The sequence below is a fragment of the Acrocarpospora sp. B8E8 genome (assembly GCF_039871605.1).
In the GTDB taxonomy this organism is placed as follows: domain Bacteria; phylum Actinomycetota; class Actinomycetes; order Streptosporangiales; family Streptosporangiaceae; genus Acrocarpospora; species Acrocarpospora macrocephala.
On sequence record NZ_JBDPLV010000055.1, the window covers coordinates 15,556 to 32,900 of the forward strand.

Annotated in this window: 14 protein-coding genes; 2 read left to right on the forward strand and 12 right to left on the reverse strand. The window is 70.3% G+C overall.

Going from position 1 to position 17,345, the window contains the following annotated elements; genetic code table 11:
- Positions 1-120: 120 nt before the first annotated feature.
- On the forward strand, positions 121-1,770 hold the full coding sequence (locus ABGB08_RS38475) for a class I adenylate-forming enzyme family protein (RefSeq protein ID WP_347601066.1): 1,650 nt from the start codon (positions 121-123) through the stop codon (positions 1,768-1,770).
- A 342-nt stretch (positions 1,771-2,112) separates the two neighbouring features.
- A complete protein-coding gene (locus tag ABGB08_RS38480; protein WP_347601068.1) occupies positions 2,113-3,417 on the forward strand; it encodes an MFS transporter in 1,305 nt (434 codons plus the stop codon).
- Positions 3,418-3,461: 44 nt separating this feature from the next.
- Here ABGB08_RS38480 and ABGB08_RS38485 read toward each other — a convergent pair whose 3' ends face one another.
- The 12 genes from ABGB08_RS38485 to alaS all read right to left on the reverse strand — a co-directional run bounded on the left by ABGB08_RS38485 (position 3,462) and on the right by alaS (position 17,344).
- Positions 3,462-6,011 (reverse strand): phenylalanine--tRNA ligase subunit beta, encoded by a 2,550-nt coding sequence (locus ABGB08_RS38485; protein WP_347601070.1) that lies wholly within the window; start codon positions 6,009-6,011, stop codon positions 3,462-3,464.
- Complete coding sequence (gene pheS, locus ABGB08_RS38490) at positions 6,011-7,108, reverse strand: phenylalanine--tRNA ligase subunit alpha (RefSeq protein WP_347601072.1); 1,098 nt, start codon at positions 7,106-7,108, stop codon at positions 6,011-6,013. Before pheS ends, ABGB08_RS38485 begins: the two co-directional genes overlap by 1 nt.
- Positions 7,109-7,200: 92 nt before the next feature.
- On the reverse strand, positions 7,201-8,280 hold the full coding sequence (locus ABGB08_RS38495) for an ATP-binding protein (protein WP_347601074.1): 1,080 nt from the start codon (positions 8,278-8,280) through the stop codon (positions 7,201-7,203).
- Positions 8,281-8,531: 251 nt separating this feature from the next.
- Positions 8,532-9,329 (reverse strand): RNA methyltransferase, encoded by a 798-nt coding sequence (locus ABGB08_RS38500; protein ID WP_347601075.1) that lies wholly within the window; start codon positions 9,327-9,329, stop codon positions 8,532-8,534.
- 85 nt (positions 9,330-9,414) lie between these two features.
- Positions 9,415-9,795: a 50S ribosomal protein L20 gene (gene rplT, locus ABGB08_RS38505; protein WP_155346686.1), complete on the reverse strand. Its 381-nt coding sequence runs from the start codon at positions 9,793-9,795 to the stop codon at positions 9,415-9,417.
- 21 nt (positions 9,796-9,816) lie between these two features.
- Positions 9,817-10,011 (reverse strand): 50S ribosomal protein L35, encoded by a 195-nt coding sequence (gene rpmI, locus ABGB08_RS38510; protein WP_155359791.1) that lies wholly within the window; start codon positions 10,009-10,011, stop codon positions 9,817-9,819.
- Between the two features lie 115 nt (positions 10,012-10,126).
- On the reverse strand, positions 10,127-10,747 hold the full coding sequence (infC, locus tag ABGB08_RS38515; protein ID WP_344447903.1) for a translation initiation factor IF-3: 621 nt from the start codon (positions 10,745-10,747) through the stop codon (positions 10,127-10,129).
- A 228-nt stretch (positions 10,748-10,975) separates the two neighbouring features.
- On the reverse strand, positions 10,976-11,776 hold the full coding sequence (locus ABGB08_RS38520) for a shikimate dehydrogenase (RefSeq protein ID WP_347601158.1): 801 nt from the start codon (positions 11,774-11,776) through the stop codon (positions 10,976-10,978).
- Entirely contained in the window at positions 11,776-12,933 is a 1,158-nt protein-coding gene (gene mltG / locus ABGB08_RS38525) for an endolytic transglycosylase MltG (RefSeq protein WP_347601077.1), read from the reverse strand. Before mltG (ABGB08_RS38525) ends, ABGB08_RS38520 begins: the two co-directional genes overlap by 1 nt.
- Before the next feature lie 139 nt (positions 12,934-13,072).
- Complete coding sequence (gene mltG / locus ABGB08_RS38530) at positions 13,073-14,179, reverse strand: endolytic transglycosylase MltG (protein WP_347601079.1); 1,107 nt, start codon at positions 14,177-14,179, stop codon at positions 13,073-13,075.
- Positions 14,176-14,664 (reverse strand): Holliday junction resolvase RuvX, encoded by a 489-nt coding sequence (gene ruvX, locus ABGB08_RS38535; protein WP_347601081.1) that lies wholly within the window; start codon positions 14,662-14,664, stop codon positions 14,176-14,178. Before ruvX ends, mltG (ABGB08_RS38530) begins: the two co-directional genes overlap by 4 nt.
- 7 nt (positions 14,665-14,671) lie before the next feature.
- Positions 14,672-17,344: an alanine--tRNA ligase gene (gene alaS / locus ABGB08_RS38540; protein ID WP_347601083.1), complete on the reverse strand. Its 2,673-nt coding sequence runs from the start codon at positions 17,342-17,344 to the stop codon at positions 14,672-14,674.
- Position 17,345 lies beyond the last annotated feature (1 nt).

Below are 17,345 nucleotides of genomic sequence, written 5' to 3' on the forward strand. Positions count from 1 at the left end.
GCACCGGGAAGCATGAGCATGCAAGCCAGCGTCCACGGAGTGGACTTGTGGCGGGATCTTGGCCCGCATACCTACTGGTCGGTATCGTGAAATATCCGCCTTTGGTGAGGGAGCCGTGGGATGAGCATCACGAACGACCAGGTCCAGGCCCGGTTGACGGCGCCGGGGCAGCTGTTCGAGATGGAGGACGTGGGCGGGGGCGTACGGGCCTGGAGGCACGCGCCCGCGACATTCCGGGCGCTGCTGGAGAACAGCGCCTTCCACTGCGGCAAGGAGTTCGTCGTGTACGAGGACGAGCGGCTCACCTACACCGAGCATTTCCGGCTCGCCGCCACCCTCGCGCACCGGCTCGCGGACTCCTTCGGGGTGCGCAAGGGCGACCGGGTCGCGATCGCGATGCGGAACTACCCGGAGTGGATCGTCGCGTTCTCGGCGACGCTCGCCATCGGCGCCGTCGCGGTCCCGCTGAACGCGTGGTGGACCCGCCGGGAGCTGGAATACGGCCTGTCCGACTCGGGAGCGACGCTATTGATCGCCGACGGGGAACGCGCGGCCAAACTGGCCGGAATCGACATCCCGATGATCGTCACCCGCTCCTTCGGTTCACTGGGGGCCGATTGGGACGAGGTCCTGGGCGAAATTTCACCTGATGTCGTGCTTCCGCCCGCTGACATCCACCCCGAAGACCCCGCCACGATCTTCTACACCTCCGGCACGACCGGCCACCCCAAAGGCGCCCTCGGCAGCCACCGAAACCTCGCCCAGGCGCCGATGACCGTCGCGTACGCGATGACGCGCGGCGTCGCCCTGGCCGGCAGGGATCCGGGCGAATCGCTCAAGCAGCGCCGGATCACCCTGCTCACCGTGCCGTTGTTCCACGCGACCGGCTGCTTCGCCGTCCTGCTCACCACCATGTTCAGCGGCAACGGCCTGATCCTCATGTACAAGTGGCACCCCGAGGCCGCCCTGCGGCTCATCGAACGCGAGAAGATCACCGTGCTGAGCGGCGTGCCCACCAACGCCTGGCAGCTCCTCTCCCACCCCTCGCTCGGCTCCTACGACATTTCCACCCTGTCCGGAGTCTCGTACGGTGGTGCTCCCGCCCCGCCCAAACTCCTCGAACGCCTCACCGAACTCCTCCCCGGCCGCACGCCCTCCAACGGGTACGGCATGACCGAGACGACCGCCCTCGCCATCTACAACAGCGGCAGGAGCTACCTCGCCAGACCCGGCAGCGTCGGCCTCCCCCTGCCCGTCGTCGACGTCAGGATCTGCGAGCCCACCGGCGCGGAGCTCCCGCGCGGCCAGGTCGGCGAGCTCTGCCTGCGCGGCCCGATCGTCATCATGGGCTACTGGAACCGCCCCGACGCCACGGCGGAGACCATCGTCGGCGGCTGGCTGCACACCGGCGACCTGGCCCGCGTCGACGACGAGGGCTTCGTCTACATCGTCGACCGCGCCAAGGACATGGTCATCAGGGGCGGCGAGAACGTCTACTGCGCCGAGGTGGAGGCCGCCCTCTTCGAACACCCCGCCATCGACGACGCCGCCGTCATCGGCATCCCCGACGACGAGCTCGGCGAACAGGTCGGCGCGATCGTGAAACTCCGCTCCCCCGCCACCCAGGAAGAACTCCAGGCATTCCTGAAGGAGTCCCTGGCGCCCTTCAAAATCCCGGTCAGAATCTGGTTCCACGAAACCGACCTGCCCAGGAACCCCGGCGGCAAGATCCTCAAAACCCGCCTCCGCCAGCAGGTGCTGGGCACCTGACTCCCTCAGGATTCGAACGCCTTCATCCACCACTGGTGCAGGAATTCCTGAAGCCGCTCCGGCGCCGCCTCGGCGACCGCCTCGTACTCGGCCAGAAACTGCGGCCGCGCCCTCTCCGGCAACTGATTCAGGAGAGACTCACGGGCGAGCTCGTTAACTTTGTCACGGATCTCCTGGTAAGTCCTCAGCACACGTTTTCACCGCCCCATGGTGTTTGACAGTTTGGACTCTGCCTTGGCCGCGTGTGAGTGGATGTGTGACATCTGACCACTGTTGCTACCGCTCGCGCTAGCGCGAAAATGCGTTGCGGTCGTGCCGCCGATCCGGCGATTATGGCCGTTCGTGTCACGAACTTCCCCGGGCTTCCTGCGGCGTATGCGCATGGACGTGAGCCCCATCCGCGAATCGCGTGACTTCCGGCTGCTGCTGGGATCCTCGCTGGTGACCATGTTCGGGAGTTTCATCACGCTGGTCGCGGTGCCGTACCAGATGAAGGAGCTGACCGATTCGCCGTTGATGGTGGGCCTGGTCAGTGTGGTGGAGTTCGCGCCGATGGTGGTCGGCGGGCTGTGGGGCGGCGCGATCGCGGACGCGCTGGATCGGCGCAAGATCATGATCTATTCCGAGGTGGGGCTCTGTGGCGCCTCGCTGCTGCTCATGGTGAACGCCCTGATGCCGGAGCCGCAGGTGTGGGTGCTGTTCGTGGTGGGGGCGCTGAGCGCGGGGCTGTACAGCGTGCGCGGGCCGAGCGAGCAGGCGGTCATCAACCGGGTGCTCAAGCTCGACCAGATGGGGGCGGCCTTCGCGATCCAGGGCATGACCCGCAATATCGGGGGCATCGCGGGGCCCGCGCTCGGCGGGGTGATCGTGGTGAGCTTCGGGCCGGCGACCTCCTACGGCATCGACGTGGTGTCGTTCCTGCTGTCGCTGCTGCTGCTGGTGCGGGTGGCGACGGCCGCCCCGGCCGAGGACGCGGCGCCGCCCTCGCTGGAGTCCCTGCTCGACGGGGTCAGGTACGCGGTGCGCAGACCCGACCTGATGGGCACCTACCTGGTGGACATGGCGGCGATGTTCTTCGCCATGTCCAACGCGCTCTTCCCGTTCCTGGCCGAGCACTACGGCGGCGAGAACGAGCGGTTCGCGCTCGGCCTGCTGGCGGCGGCGGGCGGCATCGGGTCGGTGCTCGCCTCGCTCACGTCGGGATGGACCGCGCACGTGCACCGGCACGGCCTCGGGGTGATCGTCTCGGCGGCCCTGTGGGGCGTGGGCGTGGCCGTCGCGGCGATCATGCCGAACATCTGGCTGATCGTGGCCTGCCTGGTGTTCGCCGGGGGCGCGGACATGATCAGCGGCATCTTCCGGGGCATGATCTGGAATCAGACCATCCCGGATGAGTACCGGGGGCGGCTGGCGGGGATCGAGCTGCTGTCGTACTCGGCGGGGCCGATGCTGGGCAACGGCAGGGCCGGGCTCATGTCCCACCTGGGCGGGGAACGTTTCTCGCTGGGGGCGGGCGGGCTGCTGTGCGTCGGCGGGGTGCTCGCGCTGGGCGCGCTGCTGCCCAGGTTCCGGGCGTACGACTCCCGCACCGACGAGCACGCGCTTGAGCAGCGTGCTCGCCGGGGGGAGCAGTCCGCCGCCGCCTGATCCCATCCGGGATTCTCCTCCCGGATGGGATCAGGCGGCCCTGGTCACGCTCCGCGCAGCTGAGCTCCCGTGCGCTCGGCGGCGACCGCGACGGCGGCCTCCCGGGCGGCGGTGGTCTCCTCGGCGGTCAGCGTGCGGTCCGGCGCGCGGAAGCGCAGCGTGTAGGCGAGCGACTTGTTGCCCGCGCCCACCTGCGCGCCCGCGTACACGTCGAACAGCCGGATCGACTCCAGCAGCTCGCCCGCGCCGGCCCGCAGCGCCGCCTCGACCGCCGTCACCGGGGTGTCGGCCGGGACTATCAGCGCCACGTCCTGGGTGGCCACCGGGTAGGTGGACACCGGCGGCGTCTGCGCGGGCCCGGCCGGGGTGAGGCGGGACAGTTCCAGCTCCATCGCGGCCGTGCGCGGCGGCAGCCCGTAGGCCTCCACGACGCGCGGATGCAACTCGCCCGCGTGACCGACCAGCGTGTCGTCCACGTAGAGGGCGGCGCAGCGGCCAGGATGCCAGGGTTCATGCCGGTCGGCCCGCACATCCAAGGCGACCCCCGCCTCGCGGGCCACCGAACGGGCGGCCTCGATCGCGTCCGCCCAGGAGGCGGCGCGGCCCGGGCCCCACCAGCCGGACCGGTCGAACTCCCCGGCCAGCACGACCGCCACCCGGACCGGCTGGTCCGGCAGCGCGGCCTCGATCCAGTCCCGCTCGTCGTCGGCCGGCCTGCGGTCCACCTTGAGGATGGGCGCGGTGGCCGGGGCGTCGGGCTTGGGCCGGTAGACCAGGCCGGTCTCGAACAGCGCCACGTCGGCGAAGCCGCGGCCCACGTTGCGGACCAGCGTCTTGAGCAGGCCGGGCAGCAGCGTGGTCCGCATCAGCGGCTCGTCCTCGCTGAGCGGGTTGACCAGCCGGGTGGCGCGGCGGCGCGCGTCGCCCTCGGGCAGCTGCAGGCCGTCCAGATCCCGCACCCCGATGAACGGATACGACAGAACCTCGACATATCCGGATAGCGCCAGGGCGCGGCCGACCCGGCGGCGGAGCCGCTGGGTCTCGGTGAGCCCGGCCCCGGCGGGGGCGGCGGGCAGCACCGAGGGCAGCTGGTCGTAGCCCTCCAGCCGGATGACCTCCTCGGCGAGGTCGTTCGGGTCGGTCAGATCGGTCCGCCAGGACGGCGGGTAGACCGTGATCGGGTTCTCCCCGGTGACGGCCAGCTTCCCGGCCAGGTCACCGCCGGACACCACGCCGGACGCGGCCACCCCGTGCCCGCCGCCCCGCGCCACCGCGCCGTCCACGACCTCGCAGCCGACCTGCTCCAGCCGCCAGACCACGGTCTCCTTCGAGTACGGCACGCCCGCCACCCGCCCGGGATGTCCCGCCGGGATGGTGATGGCGACCGGCGCGACCTCGACGGAGGCGTGCGTGACGCCCGGCTCGGCCGTACCGCCGCCAAGGGTGCAGAGCAGATCCACCGCGCGCCAGGACGCCGCCAGCGGCAGCTCGCGGTCGACGCCGCGCTCGAACCGCTTGGAGGCCTCGCTGACCAGGTTGTGGCGGCGGGACTCGCGGGCGATGCCGGTGGCGGAGAAGTGCGCCGCCTCGATCAGGATGTCGGTGGAACCCGCGGAGATCTCGGTGGCCAGGCCGCCCATGGTGCCCGCCATCGAGATCGGGCCCGAGTCGTCGGTGATGAGGATGTCCTCTACGTGCAGCTTGCGCACGACGTGGTCGAGGGTCTCCAGGGTCTCCCCCGGCTCGGCCCGCCGGACCACGATCTCGCCCTGGACGGTGGCCCGGTCGAAGGCGTGCAGGGGCTGGCCGAGCTCCAGCATCACGTAGTTGGTGACGTCCACCGCCAGCGAGACCGGGCGCATGCCGGAACGCGCCAGCCGTACCCGCATCCAGAGCGGGGACGGCGCGGCCGGGTCGAAGCCGGAGACGGCGCGCAGCACGAAACGGTCGCAGGCGGTGGGGTCGGCGATCGAGGCCGGGTGCGCGGCGCCGCCCGCGACCGGGTAGTCGATCGCGGCCGGGTCGCGGAAGGCCGCCCCGAACGCGGTGGCGGCCTCGCGGGCCACGCCGCGGATGGACAGCGCGTAGCCGCAGTCCGGCGTGATCTCCAGCTCCAGCACGTCGTCGCGCAGCCCGAGCAGCTCGACCACGTCCGCGCCGAGCACCGTGTCGGCGGGCAGCACCAGGATGCCCGGCGAGGACTCGGCGATGCCGAGCTCGGCCTCGGAGCAGATCATCCCGTCGGACAGGCGGCCGTAGGTCTTGCGGGAGCCGATCTCGAACCCGCCCGGCAGCACCGCGCCGGGCAGCGCCACCGGCACCACGTCGCCGACCACGAAGTTGACGGCGCCGCAGACGATCTCGCGGGGCACGGCCTCGCCGACGTCGACCTTGCAGTGCCGGATCGGCTTCTTGAACTCGGCGAGCTCCTCGATCTCCAGCACCCGGCCGACCACCACGTTCTTGATCTCGTGGCCGTGCGAGGCGATGTTCTCCAGTTTGAGCCCGGCCGCGGTGAGCTTGTCGGCGACCTCGTGCGCGGTGACGGCGGGGAGATCGACATACTCCCGCAGCCAGGAAAGCGGGACCTTCATCAGACCTCCAGTCCGAACGGCAGGGTGAACCGGATGTCGCCCTCGATCATGTCGCGCATGTCCTCGGCGTTGTGGCGGAACATCAGCGTGCGCTCGATGCCCATGCCGAAGGCGAAGCCGGAGTAGACCGACGGGTCGACGCCGCAGGCCACCAGCACCCGCGGGTTGACCATGCCGCAGCCGCCCCACTCGATCCAGCCCTCGGACTTGCAGGTACGGCACGGCGGGCTGCCCGGCGTGGCCGAGGAACCCCGGCAGACGAAACAGCGCAGGTCCATCTCGGCGGACGGCTCGGTGAACGGGAAGTAGTTCGGCCGGAACCGGGTGGTGATGCCCTCGCCGAACATGACCTCGGCGAACCGGTCCAGCGTGCCCTTCAGGTGCGCCATCGTCAGGCCCTTGTCCACGGCGAGGCCCTCCACCTGGTGGAAGACCGGCGTGTGGGTGGCGTCCAGCTCGTCGGTGCGGAACACCTTGCCGGGCGAGATCACGTACACCGGGAGGTCGCGGGCGAGCAGCGCCCGGATCTGCACCGGGGACGTCTGCGTTCTCAGGACTTTTCCGGATTCGACCGATTCGACGAAGAAAGTGTCGTGGTCGGAGCGGGCCGGATGGTCGGGCGCGATGTTGAGCGCGTCGAAGTTGTACCACTCGGCTTCCAGCTCGGGGCCCTCCGCGACCTCGTAGCCCATCGCGACGAAGCAGTCGGCGACGCGCTCCTGGAGCGTGGTCAGCGGATGGCGGGCGCCGCGCGGCGCGCGGTCCCAGGGCAGCGTGACGTCCACGGTCTCCTCGATGAGGACCTTGGCGTCCCGTTCCGCCTCCAGCTCGGCCTGCCGGGCGGCGAGCGCGTCGGCGATCGCCTTCCTGGCGCCGCCGATGCGCTTTCCGGCCTCGGCGCGGGCGGCCGGCGGCAGCGCGCCGATCTCCCGGTTGGCCAGCGCGATGGGGGAACGGTCGCCGGCGTGGGCGAGCCGCACCTGCTTCAAAGCGTCGAGATCCGCGGCCGACTTGATGGCGGCGAGGGCGTCGGCCTCCGCGCGCGCCAGCTCGTCGGCATGCAGCGGCGTCACCTCGACCGGGTCGTAATCAGACAAGAGAGAGCTCCGTATCCAGGGCTTGAGCGAGCAAAGTCTATTCCCGCCGCGTCTAGTGCGCGGCGCGCGCCGGAGAGCCCACCGGAGAAGCCCTAGGCGAAGTCTGGGGCCCCGGTGGGCACGGTAAATCGGAACTCCGCGCCGCCGCCGGGGGCGCGCTGCACGCTGATCGCGCCGCCGTGCGCCTCCACCAGGCCCTTCACGATGAACAGGCCCAGGCCGGTGCCGCCGCGGCGGCGGCCGTTGCCGCGCCAGAACTGGCGGAAGACGCGCGAGACCTGCTCGGGTGCGACACCCTCGCCCTCGTCGCGCACGGACACGGCCACTCCCCACTCCACGGGTTCTACGACAATAGTGACTTTACCCCGCCCATGCCGCACCGCGTTTTCGAGCAGATTGCCAAGGATCTGGTCAATCTTGTCCTGATCAAGCCAGGTCTCTGGGAGTTCCCCGGCCACGGTGAGCACGAACCGGTCCTCCGGCTCCCCCGCCGCCACCCGGCCCGCGATGAGCCGGCGCGTCCTGGCCGGGATGTCCACCACCTGGCGGCGGATCTCCAGCCGCCCCGACTCGATCCTGGACACGTCCAGCAGTTCGGTGATGAGGCGGGTGACCCGGTCCGCGTCGGCGTTGACGGTCTGCAGCATGACCAGCTTCTGCGCGTCGGTGAACCGCTCCCACTTGGCCAGCAGGGTCGCGGTGAAGCCTTTCACGCTGGTCAGCGGGGAGCGCAGCTCGTGCGCCACGGTGGAGACCAGGTCGGCGCGGCTGCGCTCCAGGCGGCTGCGGGCGGCGGTGTCCCTCAGGGTGATCACCACCCGGATCACCCGGCCGCCGCGCTCGGGGCTGCGGACGAACCGGGCGGCGACCAGCAGCTCGCGGCGGTCCAGCACGACGGGGCGCTCCACCTGGCGGGTCCGGGTGGACAGGCCGCCGTGCGGGTCCAGCCACTTCCACCAGTCGTGGCCGTCGGAATCGCGGAACGGCAGCACGTCGGTGAGATGGGCGCCGACCGCGTCGCCCCTGCGCACCCCGGTGAGCCGCTCGGCGGCCCGGTTGACGGCCAGCACCGTGCCGGCTCCGTCCACGGCCACCAGGCCGTCCGGGAGATCATCTACAGCGATCACACTCGCCGGGTCTGGCACCCGGTCATGGGTGTTTTCGCCACGCAAAGGGGACCGCCTCCAGCCGGGGGTCACTGATCGAGTACCCGTCACACCTGCTCTATGAGCCGTCAGGCCCGACAATAGCGGTTTTCCCGAGCACTCTGTCAGGCTCGGTACGCGGCTCTTCTACGTGTTCATGGCCGATCCTCCGGATCGGCGGGCTTGGCCGCCCCGGGAGCCTGTGTCTTCCCTCGTCACTCCGGCCGCTCCGCGACCTGCGTTCCTCAGTCCAGACACAGGCGCGTCCAAGCCAGTGTTCACTTCTGCCGGTGAACACGCGCGGAGGCGTACAGGCAGACGGCGGCCGCCGTGGCTAGGTTGAGGCTCTCGGCGCGACCGTAGATCGGCACCCGGACCACCTCGTCGGCGAGCGCCAGCAACTCGGCGGGCAGCCCCCAGGCCTCATTGCCGAACAGCCACGCCACCGGCGCCTCCAGCGCCACCTCGTCGAGGGTGCGCCGCCCGGTCCCGTCGGCCGCCAGCACCCGGAACCCGCGGCCCTTCAGGTCCTGCACGGCCTTGCCCACCGGCACCCCGGTCACCAGGGGCAGGTGGAAGATGCTCCCCGCGCTGGCCCGCACGCACTTCCCGTTGTACGGATCGACCGACGCGTCGGTGAACACCACGGCGTCGGCCCCCGCCGCGTCCGCGGTGCGCAGCACGGTCCCGGCGTTCCCCGGGTCGCGGACGTGCGCGAGGATCGCGACCAGCCGCGCGTCGGCGGCGACCGCCTGCTCCAGCGGCACGTGCACGAACCGGCACACCGCCAGCAGCCCTTGCGGGGTGACCGTCTGGGCCAGTTCGGCCATCACCTCGCCGCTGGCCCGGAAGACCGGCACCCCGGCCAGCTTGGCGGTGGTGACGAGCTCGGGGTGCCGCAGCTCGGCCTCGGCGGTGGCGAACAGCTCGACCGTGACCCCGTCCAGAGCCAGGGCCTCCCGGACGGCCTGCGGCCCCTCGGCCAGGAAGGCGCGGTCCCGGTCCCGGAAGGCGCGCTTGGTCAGCCGCCGGGCGGCCTTCACCCGGGGCGACTTGATGTTGGTCAGCTCGGACATGATCCCCCTTGGTTCGGGGACGACTTTAGCCGCAACATGAAGAGGGGCCCACCTCGTCGGTGAGCCCCTCCGCGCGTACGACGGTTCAGGCGACCGGTGCGTTCACGTCGGCCGGGAGCGCCTTCTTGGCGGCCTCGACCAGCGTGGCGAAGGTCTGGCTGTCATTGACCGCGAGGTCGGCCAGGATCTTGCGGTCCACCTCGATGCCGGCCAGTCGCAGGCCCTGGATGAACCGGTTGTAGGTCATGCCGTTGGCCCGGGCCGCCGCGTTGACCCGCTGGATCCAGAGGCGCCGGAAGGTGCCCTTCTTGTCCTTGCGGTCCCGGTAGGCGTAGGTCATCGAGTGGAGCATCTGCTCCTTGGCCTTGCGGTACAGCCTGGACCGCTGACCCCGGTAGCCGCTCGCCCGCTCGAGGACGACGCGGCGCTTCTTCTTGGCGTTGAGCGCCCGCTTCACGCGTGCCATGTGTATCTATCTCCCCGGGGGTTACTTAGCGAGCAGCTTCTTGATCTTCTTGCGGTCGGCTTCGGAGATGACGATGTCATTCTCCAGCCGGCGCGTACGAGTGGACGGCTTGTGCTCGAAAAGGTGCTTCCGGTTGGCACGCCGGCGAATGATCTTGCCGGAACCGGTGATCCGGAACCGCTTTTTCGCACCACTGTGCGTCTTCATCTTCGGCATGGAGCCGTCTCTCCCTCGTTTGTTCCCGTGCCGGTTCCCCGGGCCTTGTCGGGGCCCGAGTCACCGGCATGCCTGACTCGTTCGAGACCAGCCTCGGCCCCGACTTCACAGCGTGTTACTGCTGTGGTTGCGACTCGCTCGCGGCGGCCTCCACGGGGGGATCACCCGCTGACTCATCGCCGCGCTGTGCCCTGGCCGCCGCCTTCTCGGCCTTGGCCTCAGCCTTCTTCTTATGCGGCCCGATCACCATGATCATGTTCCGGCCGTCCTGCTTGGCCTGCGACTCCACGAAGCCCAGCTCCGTGACGTCCTCGGCGAGCCGCTGCAGGAGTCTGAAGCCCAGTTCCGGCCGGGACTGCTCGCGCCCGCGGAACATGATCGTGACCTTGACCTTGTCCCCCGCCTTGAGGAAGCGCACGACGTGACCCTTCTTGGTCTCGTAGTCGTGCGGGTCGATCTTCGGCCGGAGCTTGATCTCCTTGATGATCGTGTGTGCCTGGTTGCGGCGCGCCTCGCGCGCCTTCATGGCCGACTCGTACTTGAACTTGCCGTAGTCCATGAGCTTGCACACGGGCGGACGAGCGGTGGCGGCCACCTCGACCAGGTCGAGATCGGCCTCCTGGGCCAGCTTCAGCGCGTCATGAATGGACACGATGCCGACCTGCTCGCCGTTCGGGCCGACGAGGCGAACCTCGGGCACACGAATACGATCATTGATGCGGGGCTCGGTGCTGATGGGACCTCCAAGGGACTTCCGCTTGAGTGCTCGACCGTGTGGAAGAAACGACAAAAGACCCCACACGTCACGCATGCGGGGCCACTGAGTCCGAAAACTCTCAATGTGATCCTTGACCCGTCGGCCTCTCGGCCGATCAGGTGGGAGGAGGACCTCCGCTTGCGCGTCCAGCTGGTATGCCAGACCGATCGATTTACAACACTATCATGAACCGAGAACTGCTCCGGTTCATTCCCCGCGCCTGATCAGCTCGGCCTCCCCGGCGCGCCGCATCTCCTCCACCGGGGCGATCGTGCTGCCCGTCATGAGCTCCACCTGGCGCGCGGCCTGGTGCAGCAGCATCGAGAACCCGCCTATGACCTTACGCGCTCCCGAGACCAGCATCGTCGGCCACGGCGAGTAGACCACGTCGAACACCGCGCCGGCCCGGGTGGCCACGCCCGCGAAGGCGTCGGCCGCGCCCGAGGGCAGGGTGGAGATCAGCAGGTCCACCTCGGCGTCGAACTTGTCGAAGGTCTGGGTGCGCACGCTCAGGCCGAGCCGGTCGGCCACCGCCAGGGTCTCCCCGGCCCTGGCCGGGTCGCGGACCACCAGCGCGGCCTCGTCCAGGCCGAGCTCGCGCAGCGCGCCCAGGGCGGAGGCGGCCGTCGCGCCGCCGCCCAGGATGGTGGCGGAGCGGGGGCGGGACACCCCGGCCTCGGCCAGAGCCCGCACGATGCCGTGCACGTCGGTGTTCTCGCCGTGCCGCGCGCCGTCCCTGAAGATCACCGTGTTCGCCGCGCCGACCTGGACGGCCAGGCCGGAGACGGTGTCCAGGAGCGGGAACACCACCCGCTTGAGCGGCATGGTCAGCGACAGGCCCGCCCATTCCGGGCCGAGCCCGGCGACGAAGGGGGCCAGGCCGTCCTCGGCGCACTCGATCGCGTCGTAGCGCCACCCGGTCAGGCCCAGCGCCTCGTACGCCGTGCGATGCAGCACGGGCGAGAGCGAGTGCGTGACCGGGAAGCCGAGAACGGCGGCGCGCCTCATCATTGGTTGTTGCGGTTGAACTCGTCGCGGAGCTTCCAGAACTCATCCTCGCTGGCGGTGAACTTGGTGATGCCCTTGGCCGGGTCGGTGGTCACGAAGTAGATCCAGTCGCCCTTGGCCGGGTGCAGCGCGGCCTGGATGGCGTGGTCGCCCGGGTTGGAGATCGGGCCGGGCGGGAGGCCGTGGAACTTGTAGGTGTTGTACTTGGAGTTACTCTGGGTCTCGGCGTTGGTGGCGGCGATGCCGTACTTGTTGAGGCCGTACATCAGGGTGCTGTCCATCTGGAGCAGCATCGGCGGCTTGAGCGCCAGGCGGTTGTAGATGACGCGGGCGACCTTGGGCATGTCGTCCTGGCTGCCGGACTCGGCCTGGACGATGCTGGCGATCGTCATGATGTCGTGCGGGCTGAAGCCGCGCTTGCCGGCCTCCGCCTCCAGGTCGTCCTTGGCGGCGGTCTCGTTGAAGCGGTCGACCATCCGGGTGAGGATCTGGCTCGCCGAGATGTTCGGGGGGAACTGGTAGGTGGCCGGGAAGGCGTAGCCCTCCAGCTTGCCCTTGGCGTACTCGGGCAGGCCGAGGTCGCCGCGGGCCGCCTCCTTGAACTCGTCCACGGACTTGCCGGTGGCGGTGGCCAGGGTGGTGAAGATCTTGCTGAGCCGGTTGCCCTCGGGGATGGTGACCTTCCTGAGCACCTGGTGCTCGGGATCCAGCAGGATGACCGCCGCGGCGGCGGACATCTGCTTGCGCATGACGTAGGAGCCCGGCTGGAGCGAGGCGCCCTTGCCCGCCGCGTCGACGGCGTTGACGAAGGCCCGCGCGCTGGCGACCACGCCCTGCTCCTCCAGCGTCTGCGCGACCTCACCCGCCGACGCGCCCTCGGCGATCTCGATGGTCACCTCACCACTGCCCTGGCCGGTGTAATCCTTGGGGATCATGACCCCGCGGACCCAGTTGTAGGCCAGGTATCCGCCGCCGCCCAGGATGGCGACGATCACCACGACCGCGATGATCGAGGCGGCCGCGCCCTTGCGGCGGGTGCGGCGGCGGCGCTTGCGGCCGCGCGCCTGCTGGCGGCGGGAGGGAGCGCGGGACCGCCGCCGGGACGGCCCCTCGTCCTCGGCGTCGCCCAGCAGCGAGTCCATGTCGAGATCGTTCATAGTGCGCAGGCCAATCTCCCGGTCCGACCCGCTCCGCGTCAAGCGAGAGAGCAGAACCGAGGGGGGAGGCGGGTCGGATTGGTCGCTCGGCTCGGCCGCCCGCGACATCGGGGGAGGTCATGGGCGGTGAACCGGTGGCCTAGTCGGCCCCGAGGTATCTGTTCAGCTCTTCCCGATATTTCACGAACTCAGCTTCCTTGTCAGTGAATTTCGTGATTCTACGTCCTGGATCGGTGGTGACAAACCAGTACCAATCACCCTTGGCCGGATGCAGGGCGGCGTGCAACGCCTTCTCCCCCGAGCTTCCGATCGGCCCCGGCGGCAGACCCGTGTGCCGGTAGGTGTTGTACGGCGAGCTCACCTTGATGTCCTTCGCGGAGACTCGGAGGGAATGCCGGCCCTGGGCGTAGAGGACGGTCGAGTCCATCTCCAGTTTGGCGCCCTTGGCCAACCGGTTGTAGATCACTCTAGCGATCTTCGGATAGTCCTCGTCCCGGCCTCCCTCGGCCTGGATGATGCTGGCCACGGTGAGCGCCTGCAGCGGGGTGAGCTTCCGCTTGGCGGCGTTCTCCTCCAGCCTGATCTGCTCGGCCATGTGCCGGTACTTGGCGACCATGGCGGTGAGCAGGCTCTGCGCGGTGGTGTCGGTCTCGATCTCGTACGTGGCGGGGAACAGGAAGCCCTCGACCTGCCCCTTGGCGTACTGCGGGAGGCCGAGGCCCAGCGGCTGGGCGACGGCCTGCTGGAAATGCGCCAGCGGGATGCCGGAGCCGGTGGCGAGCCTGGCCAAAGCCTCGTTGACGCGCATGCCCTCCGGCACGGCGACCTTCTTGATCAGCCGGGCCTTGCCGCTGACCAGCTGGTCCAGGGCGGCGCCGGCGGCCATGCCCCGGTTGAGCCGGTAGCGTCCCGGCCGCAGGCTGTTCTCCTTGTCGCGCTGCCGGACCACCCGGACGAAGGACCGTGCGGTCGCGACGACGCCGGCCTCCGAGAGGGTCTCGGCGATCTGCCCGGCGGTCTGGCCCGGTTTGATCTCCACGGTCACCGCGCCGGTGCCGGTGCCCTCGAAGTCGTCGGGCGCCAGCAGCGGGCCGAGCACCAGGCGCGCCCCGACGATCCCGGCGACGGCGACCGCCGCCGTGCCGGTGACCACGATCACCTTGGTCCGGTTGCCGCGCTGTTTCGGTGGCTTGCCGTCGTCGCGGGAGAGCAGGAACGGGCTGTCGTCCCCGTCCACCGGGGTCACCGGGCGGTCCCGCCGCGCGTTTCTCCACCGGGGGGCGGGTCGAGAGGGTGGCCGGGTGGTCTTCCTGTGCTGCGTTCGGTGTCCAGGGCGGCCTGGAGCAGTACTACCGCCGCGGCCTGGTCGATGATGTCGCGCTGGTTCCTGGCCTTGACGCCGCTGGAGCGCAGGCCCTGGGTCGCGGTGACCGTGGTCAGGCGCTCGTCGTACAGCCGGACCTCGACCGGCGCCAGCCGTACGGACAGGCGGGCGGCGAAGTCCCGCGCGGCCGACGCGGCGTGCGACTCCCGGCCCGACAGCGTGGTGGGCAGGCCCACCACGACCTCGATCGCCTCGTGTTCGGCCGCGAGCGCCGCGAGCCGGTCCAGATCGCCCTTGCCGCGCCGGACCGTCTCGACCGGGGTGGCCAGCAGGCCGGAGGGGTCGCTGCGGGCGACCCCGATCCGGACCGAGCCGACGTCCACCCCGAGCCGGACGCCCCGTCTCACGGCACGCTCACGCGATCGCCGCGGAGATCGCCGACTCGACGGCGCGCAGCGCGTCGCCGATCGCCTCCGGCCGGGCTCCGCCACCCTGCGCGACATCGTCCTTGCCGCCACCGCCACCCCCAAGCGCCTTGGCGGCGACGCCGACCAACTGGCCCGCCTTGAGCCCTCGTCCGCGCCCCGCCTCGTTGACAGCGGCGACGACGACCGGCCGATCGGAGGGAACTCCGGCCACGACAACCACCGCGGCGCGTTCAGCCGGGAACCGGCCGCGCACGTCCAGGGCGAGTTTACGCAGGTCATCAGGGGTAGTTCCAGCAGGCGCGCGGTGCGCCACGACAGCCACGCCGTTCAGGTCGGCGGCGCCGGCGGCCAGCTCGCCCGCGACCGCGAGGACCTGGGCGGAGCGCAGCCGCTCCAGCTCCTTCTCCGCCGCGCGCAGCCGGGTGAGGATGCCGTCGATGCGCTCGGGCAGCTCCTCGCGGCGCGCCTTGAGCTGCTCGCTGAGCTGGGCGACCAGCACGCTCTCCCGGGCCAGGAAGCGGAACGCGTCCAGGCCGACCAGGGCCTCCACCCGGCGCACGCCCGCGCCGATGGACGCCTCGCCGAGCACCTTGACCAGGCCGAGCTGGCCCGAGCTGGCCACGTGGGTGCCGCCGCAGAGCTCGCGGGAGTAGTCGCCGACCTCGACGATGCGGACGGTGTCGCCGTACTTCTCGCCGAACAGGGCGAGCGCGCCCATGGCGCGGGCCTCGGCCTGGGTGGTGTGGAAGGCGTTGACCTTGAGGTCGTTGATCAGGATCGCGTTGACCTCGTCCTCCACGTCGCGGAGCACGCTGGGGGGAACCGCCCCGGCCGCGGTGAAGTCGAAGCGGAAGCGGCCGGGCGAGTTCTCCGAACCGGCCTGCGCGGCGGTCTCGCCGAGCGCGTTGCGGAAGCCGCGGTGCACCAGGTGGGTGGCGGTGTGGCTGCGCGAGATGGCCCGGCGGCGGTCGACGTCGATCTCGGCCATGGCCTGGTCGCCGACCCGGATCTCGCCGGTCCTGACCTTGCCGCGGTGCACGATCACGCCCGCCAGCGGGGTCTGGGTGTCCACCACGTCGACCTGGGCGCCGTCGGTCCTGATCACGCCCTGGTCGGCGAGCTGGCCGCCGCCCTCGGCGTAGAACGGGGTGCGGGTGAGCACGATCTCGACCGTGCTGCCCGCCCCGGCGGCGGGGACGGAGACGCCGTCCAGCAGGATGCCGGCGATCTCGGATTCGGCGCTGACGTGGTCGTAGCCGAGGAAGTCGACCTTGCCGGTCCTCTCCAGCAGCTGCCCGAAGACGGAGATGTCGGCGTTGCCGGTCTTCTTGGCCTTCGCGTCGGCCTTGGCGCGGTCGCGCTGCTCCTTCATGAGCCGCCGGAAACCCTCCTCGTCGACCTTCAGGCCCTGCTCGGAGGCCATCTCCAGGGTGAGGTCGATGGGGAAGCCGTAGGTGTCGTGCAGCTGGAAGGCTTTCTCGCCGCCCAGGGTGGCCGCGCCCTTGCGCTTGGTCTCCTCCACCGCCACGTCGAAGATCGCGGTACCGGTGCGCAGGGTGCCGAGGAAAGAGGCCTCCTCGGCGTCGATGACGCCGTGGATCTGCGGCGCGTCGGCCTTGAGCTCGGGATACTGCTCGCCCATGACGTCGATGGCGACGCCGGTGAGCTCGTGCATGTAGCGGTCCTCGCCGGAGCCGAGCAAACGCAGGTTGCGGATCGAGCGGCGCAGGATGCGGCGCAGCACGTAGCCGCGGCCCTCGTTGCTGGGCAGCACGCCGTCGGCCACCAGCATGGTGCCGGTGCGCACGTGGTCGGCGACGACCCGCAGGCTGATGTCGGCGCGCGGGTCGCGGCCGTAGTTGGCCTTGGTGAGCTGGGCGGCCCGGTCCAGGATCTTGTAGGTGGTGTCGATCTCGTAGATGTTGTCGACGCCCTGCAGGATCGCCGCCATGCGCTCCAGGCCCATGCCGGTGTCGATGTTCTTGCTGGGCAGCTCGCCGAGGATCGGGAAGTCCTCCTTGGCGCCGCCCGCGCCGCGCTCGAACTGCATGAAGACGTTGTTCCACACCTCGAGGTAGCGGTTCTCGTCGGCGATCGGGCCGCCGTCCACGCCGTAGTCGGGGCCGCGGTCGAAGTAGATCTCCGAGCAGGGGCCGCACGGGCCCGGCACGCCCATGGACCAGAAGTTGTCGATGATGCCGCGGCGCTGGATGCGCTCCTTCGGCACGCCGACCTTCTTGTGCCAGATGTCGGCGGCCTCGTCGTCGTCCAGGTAGACGGTCACCCAGAGCTTGTCCTCGGCGAAGCCGAAGCCGCCCTCGGACTGCGGCTTGGTGAGCAGCTCCCAGGCGAACGGGATCGCGTCGTCCTTGAAGTAGTCGCCGAAGGAGAAGTTGCCGAGCATCTGGAAGAAGGTGGCGTGCCGGGTGGTCTTGCCGACCTCGTCGATGTCCGGGGTGCGGACGCACTTCTGGGCGCTGGCCAGGCGCTTGGCCGGCGGGGTGCGCTGCCCCAGGAAGTAGGGCTTGAACGGCACCATGCCCGCGGGGACCAGCAGCAGGGTCGGATCCTCGGCTATCAGGCTGGCCGAGGGCACGACGGTGTGCCCGCGCTCTTCGAAGAAGCGCAGGAAGCGGCGGGCGATCTCTGCCGACTCCATA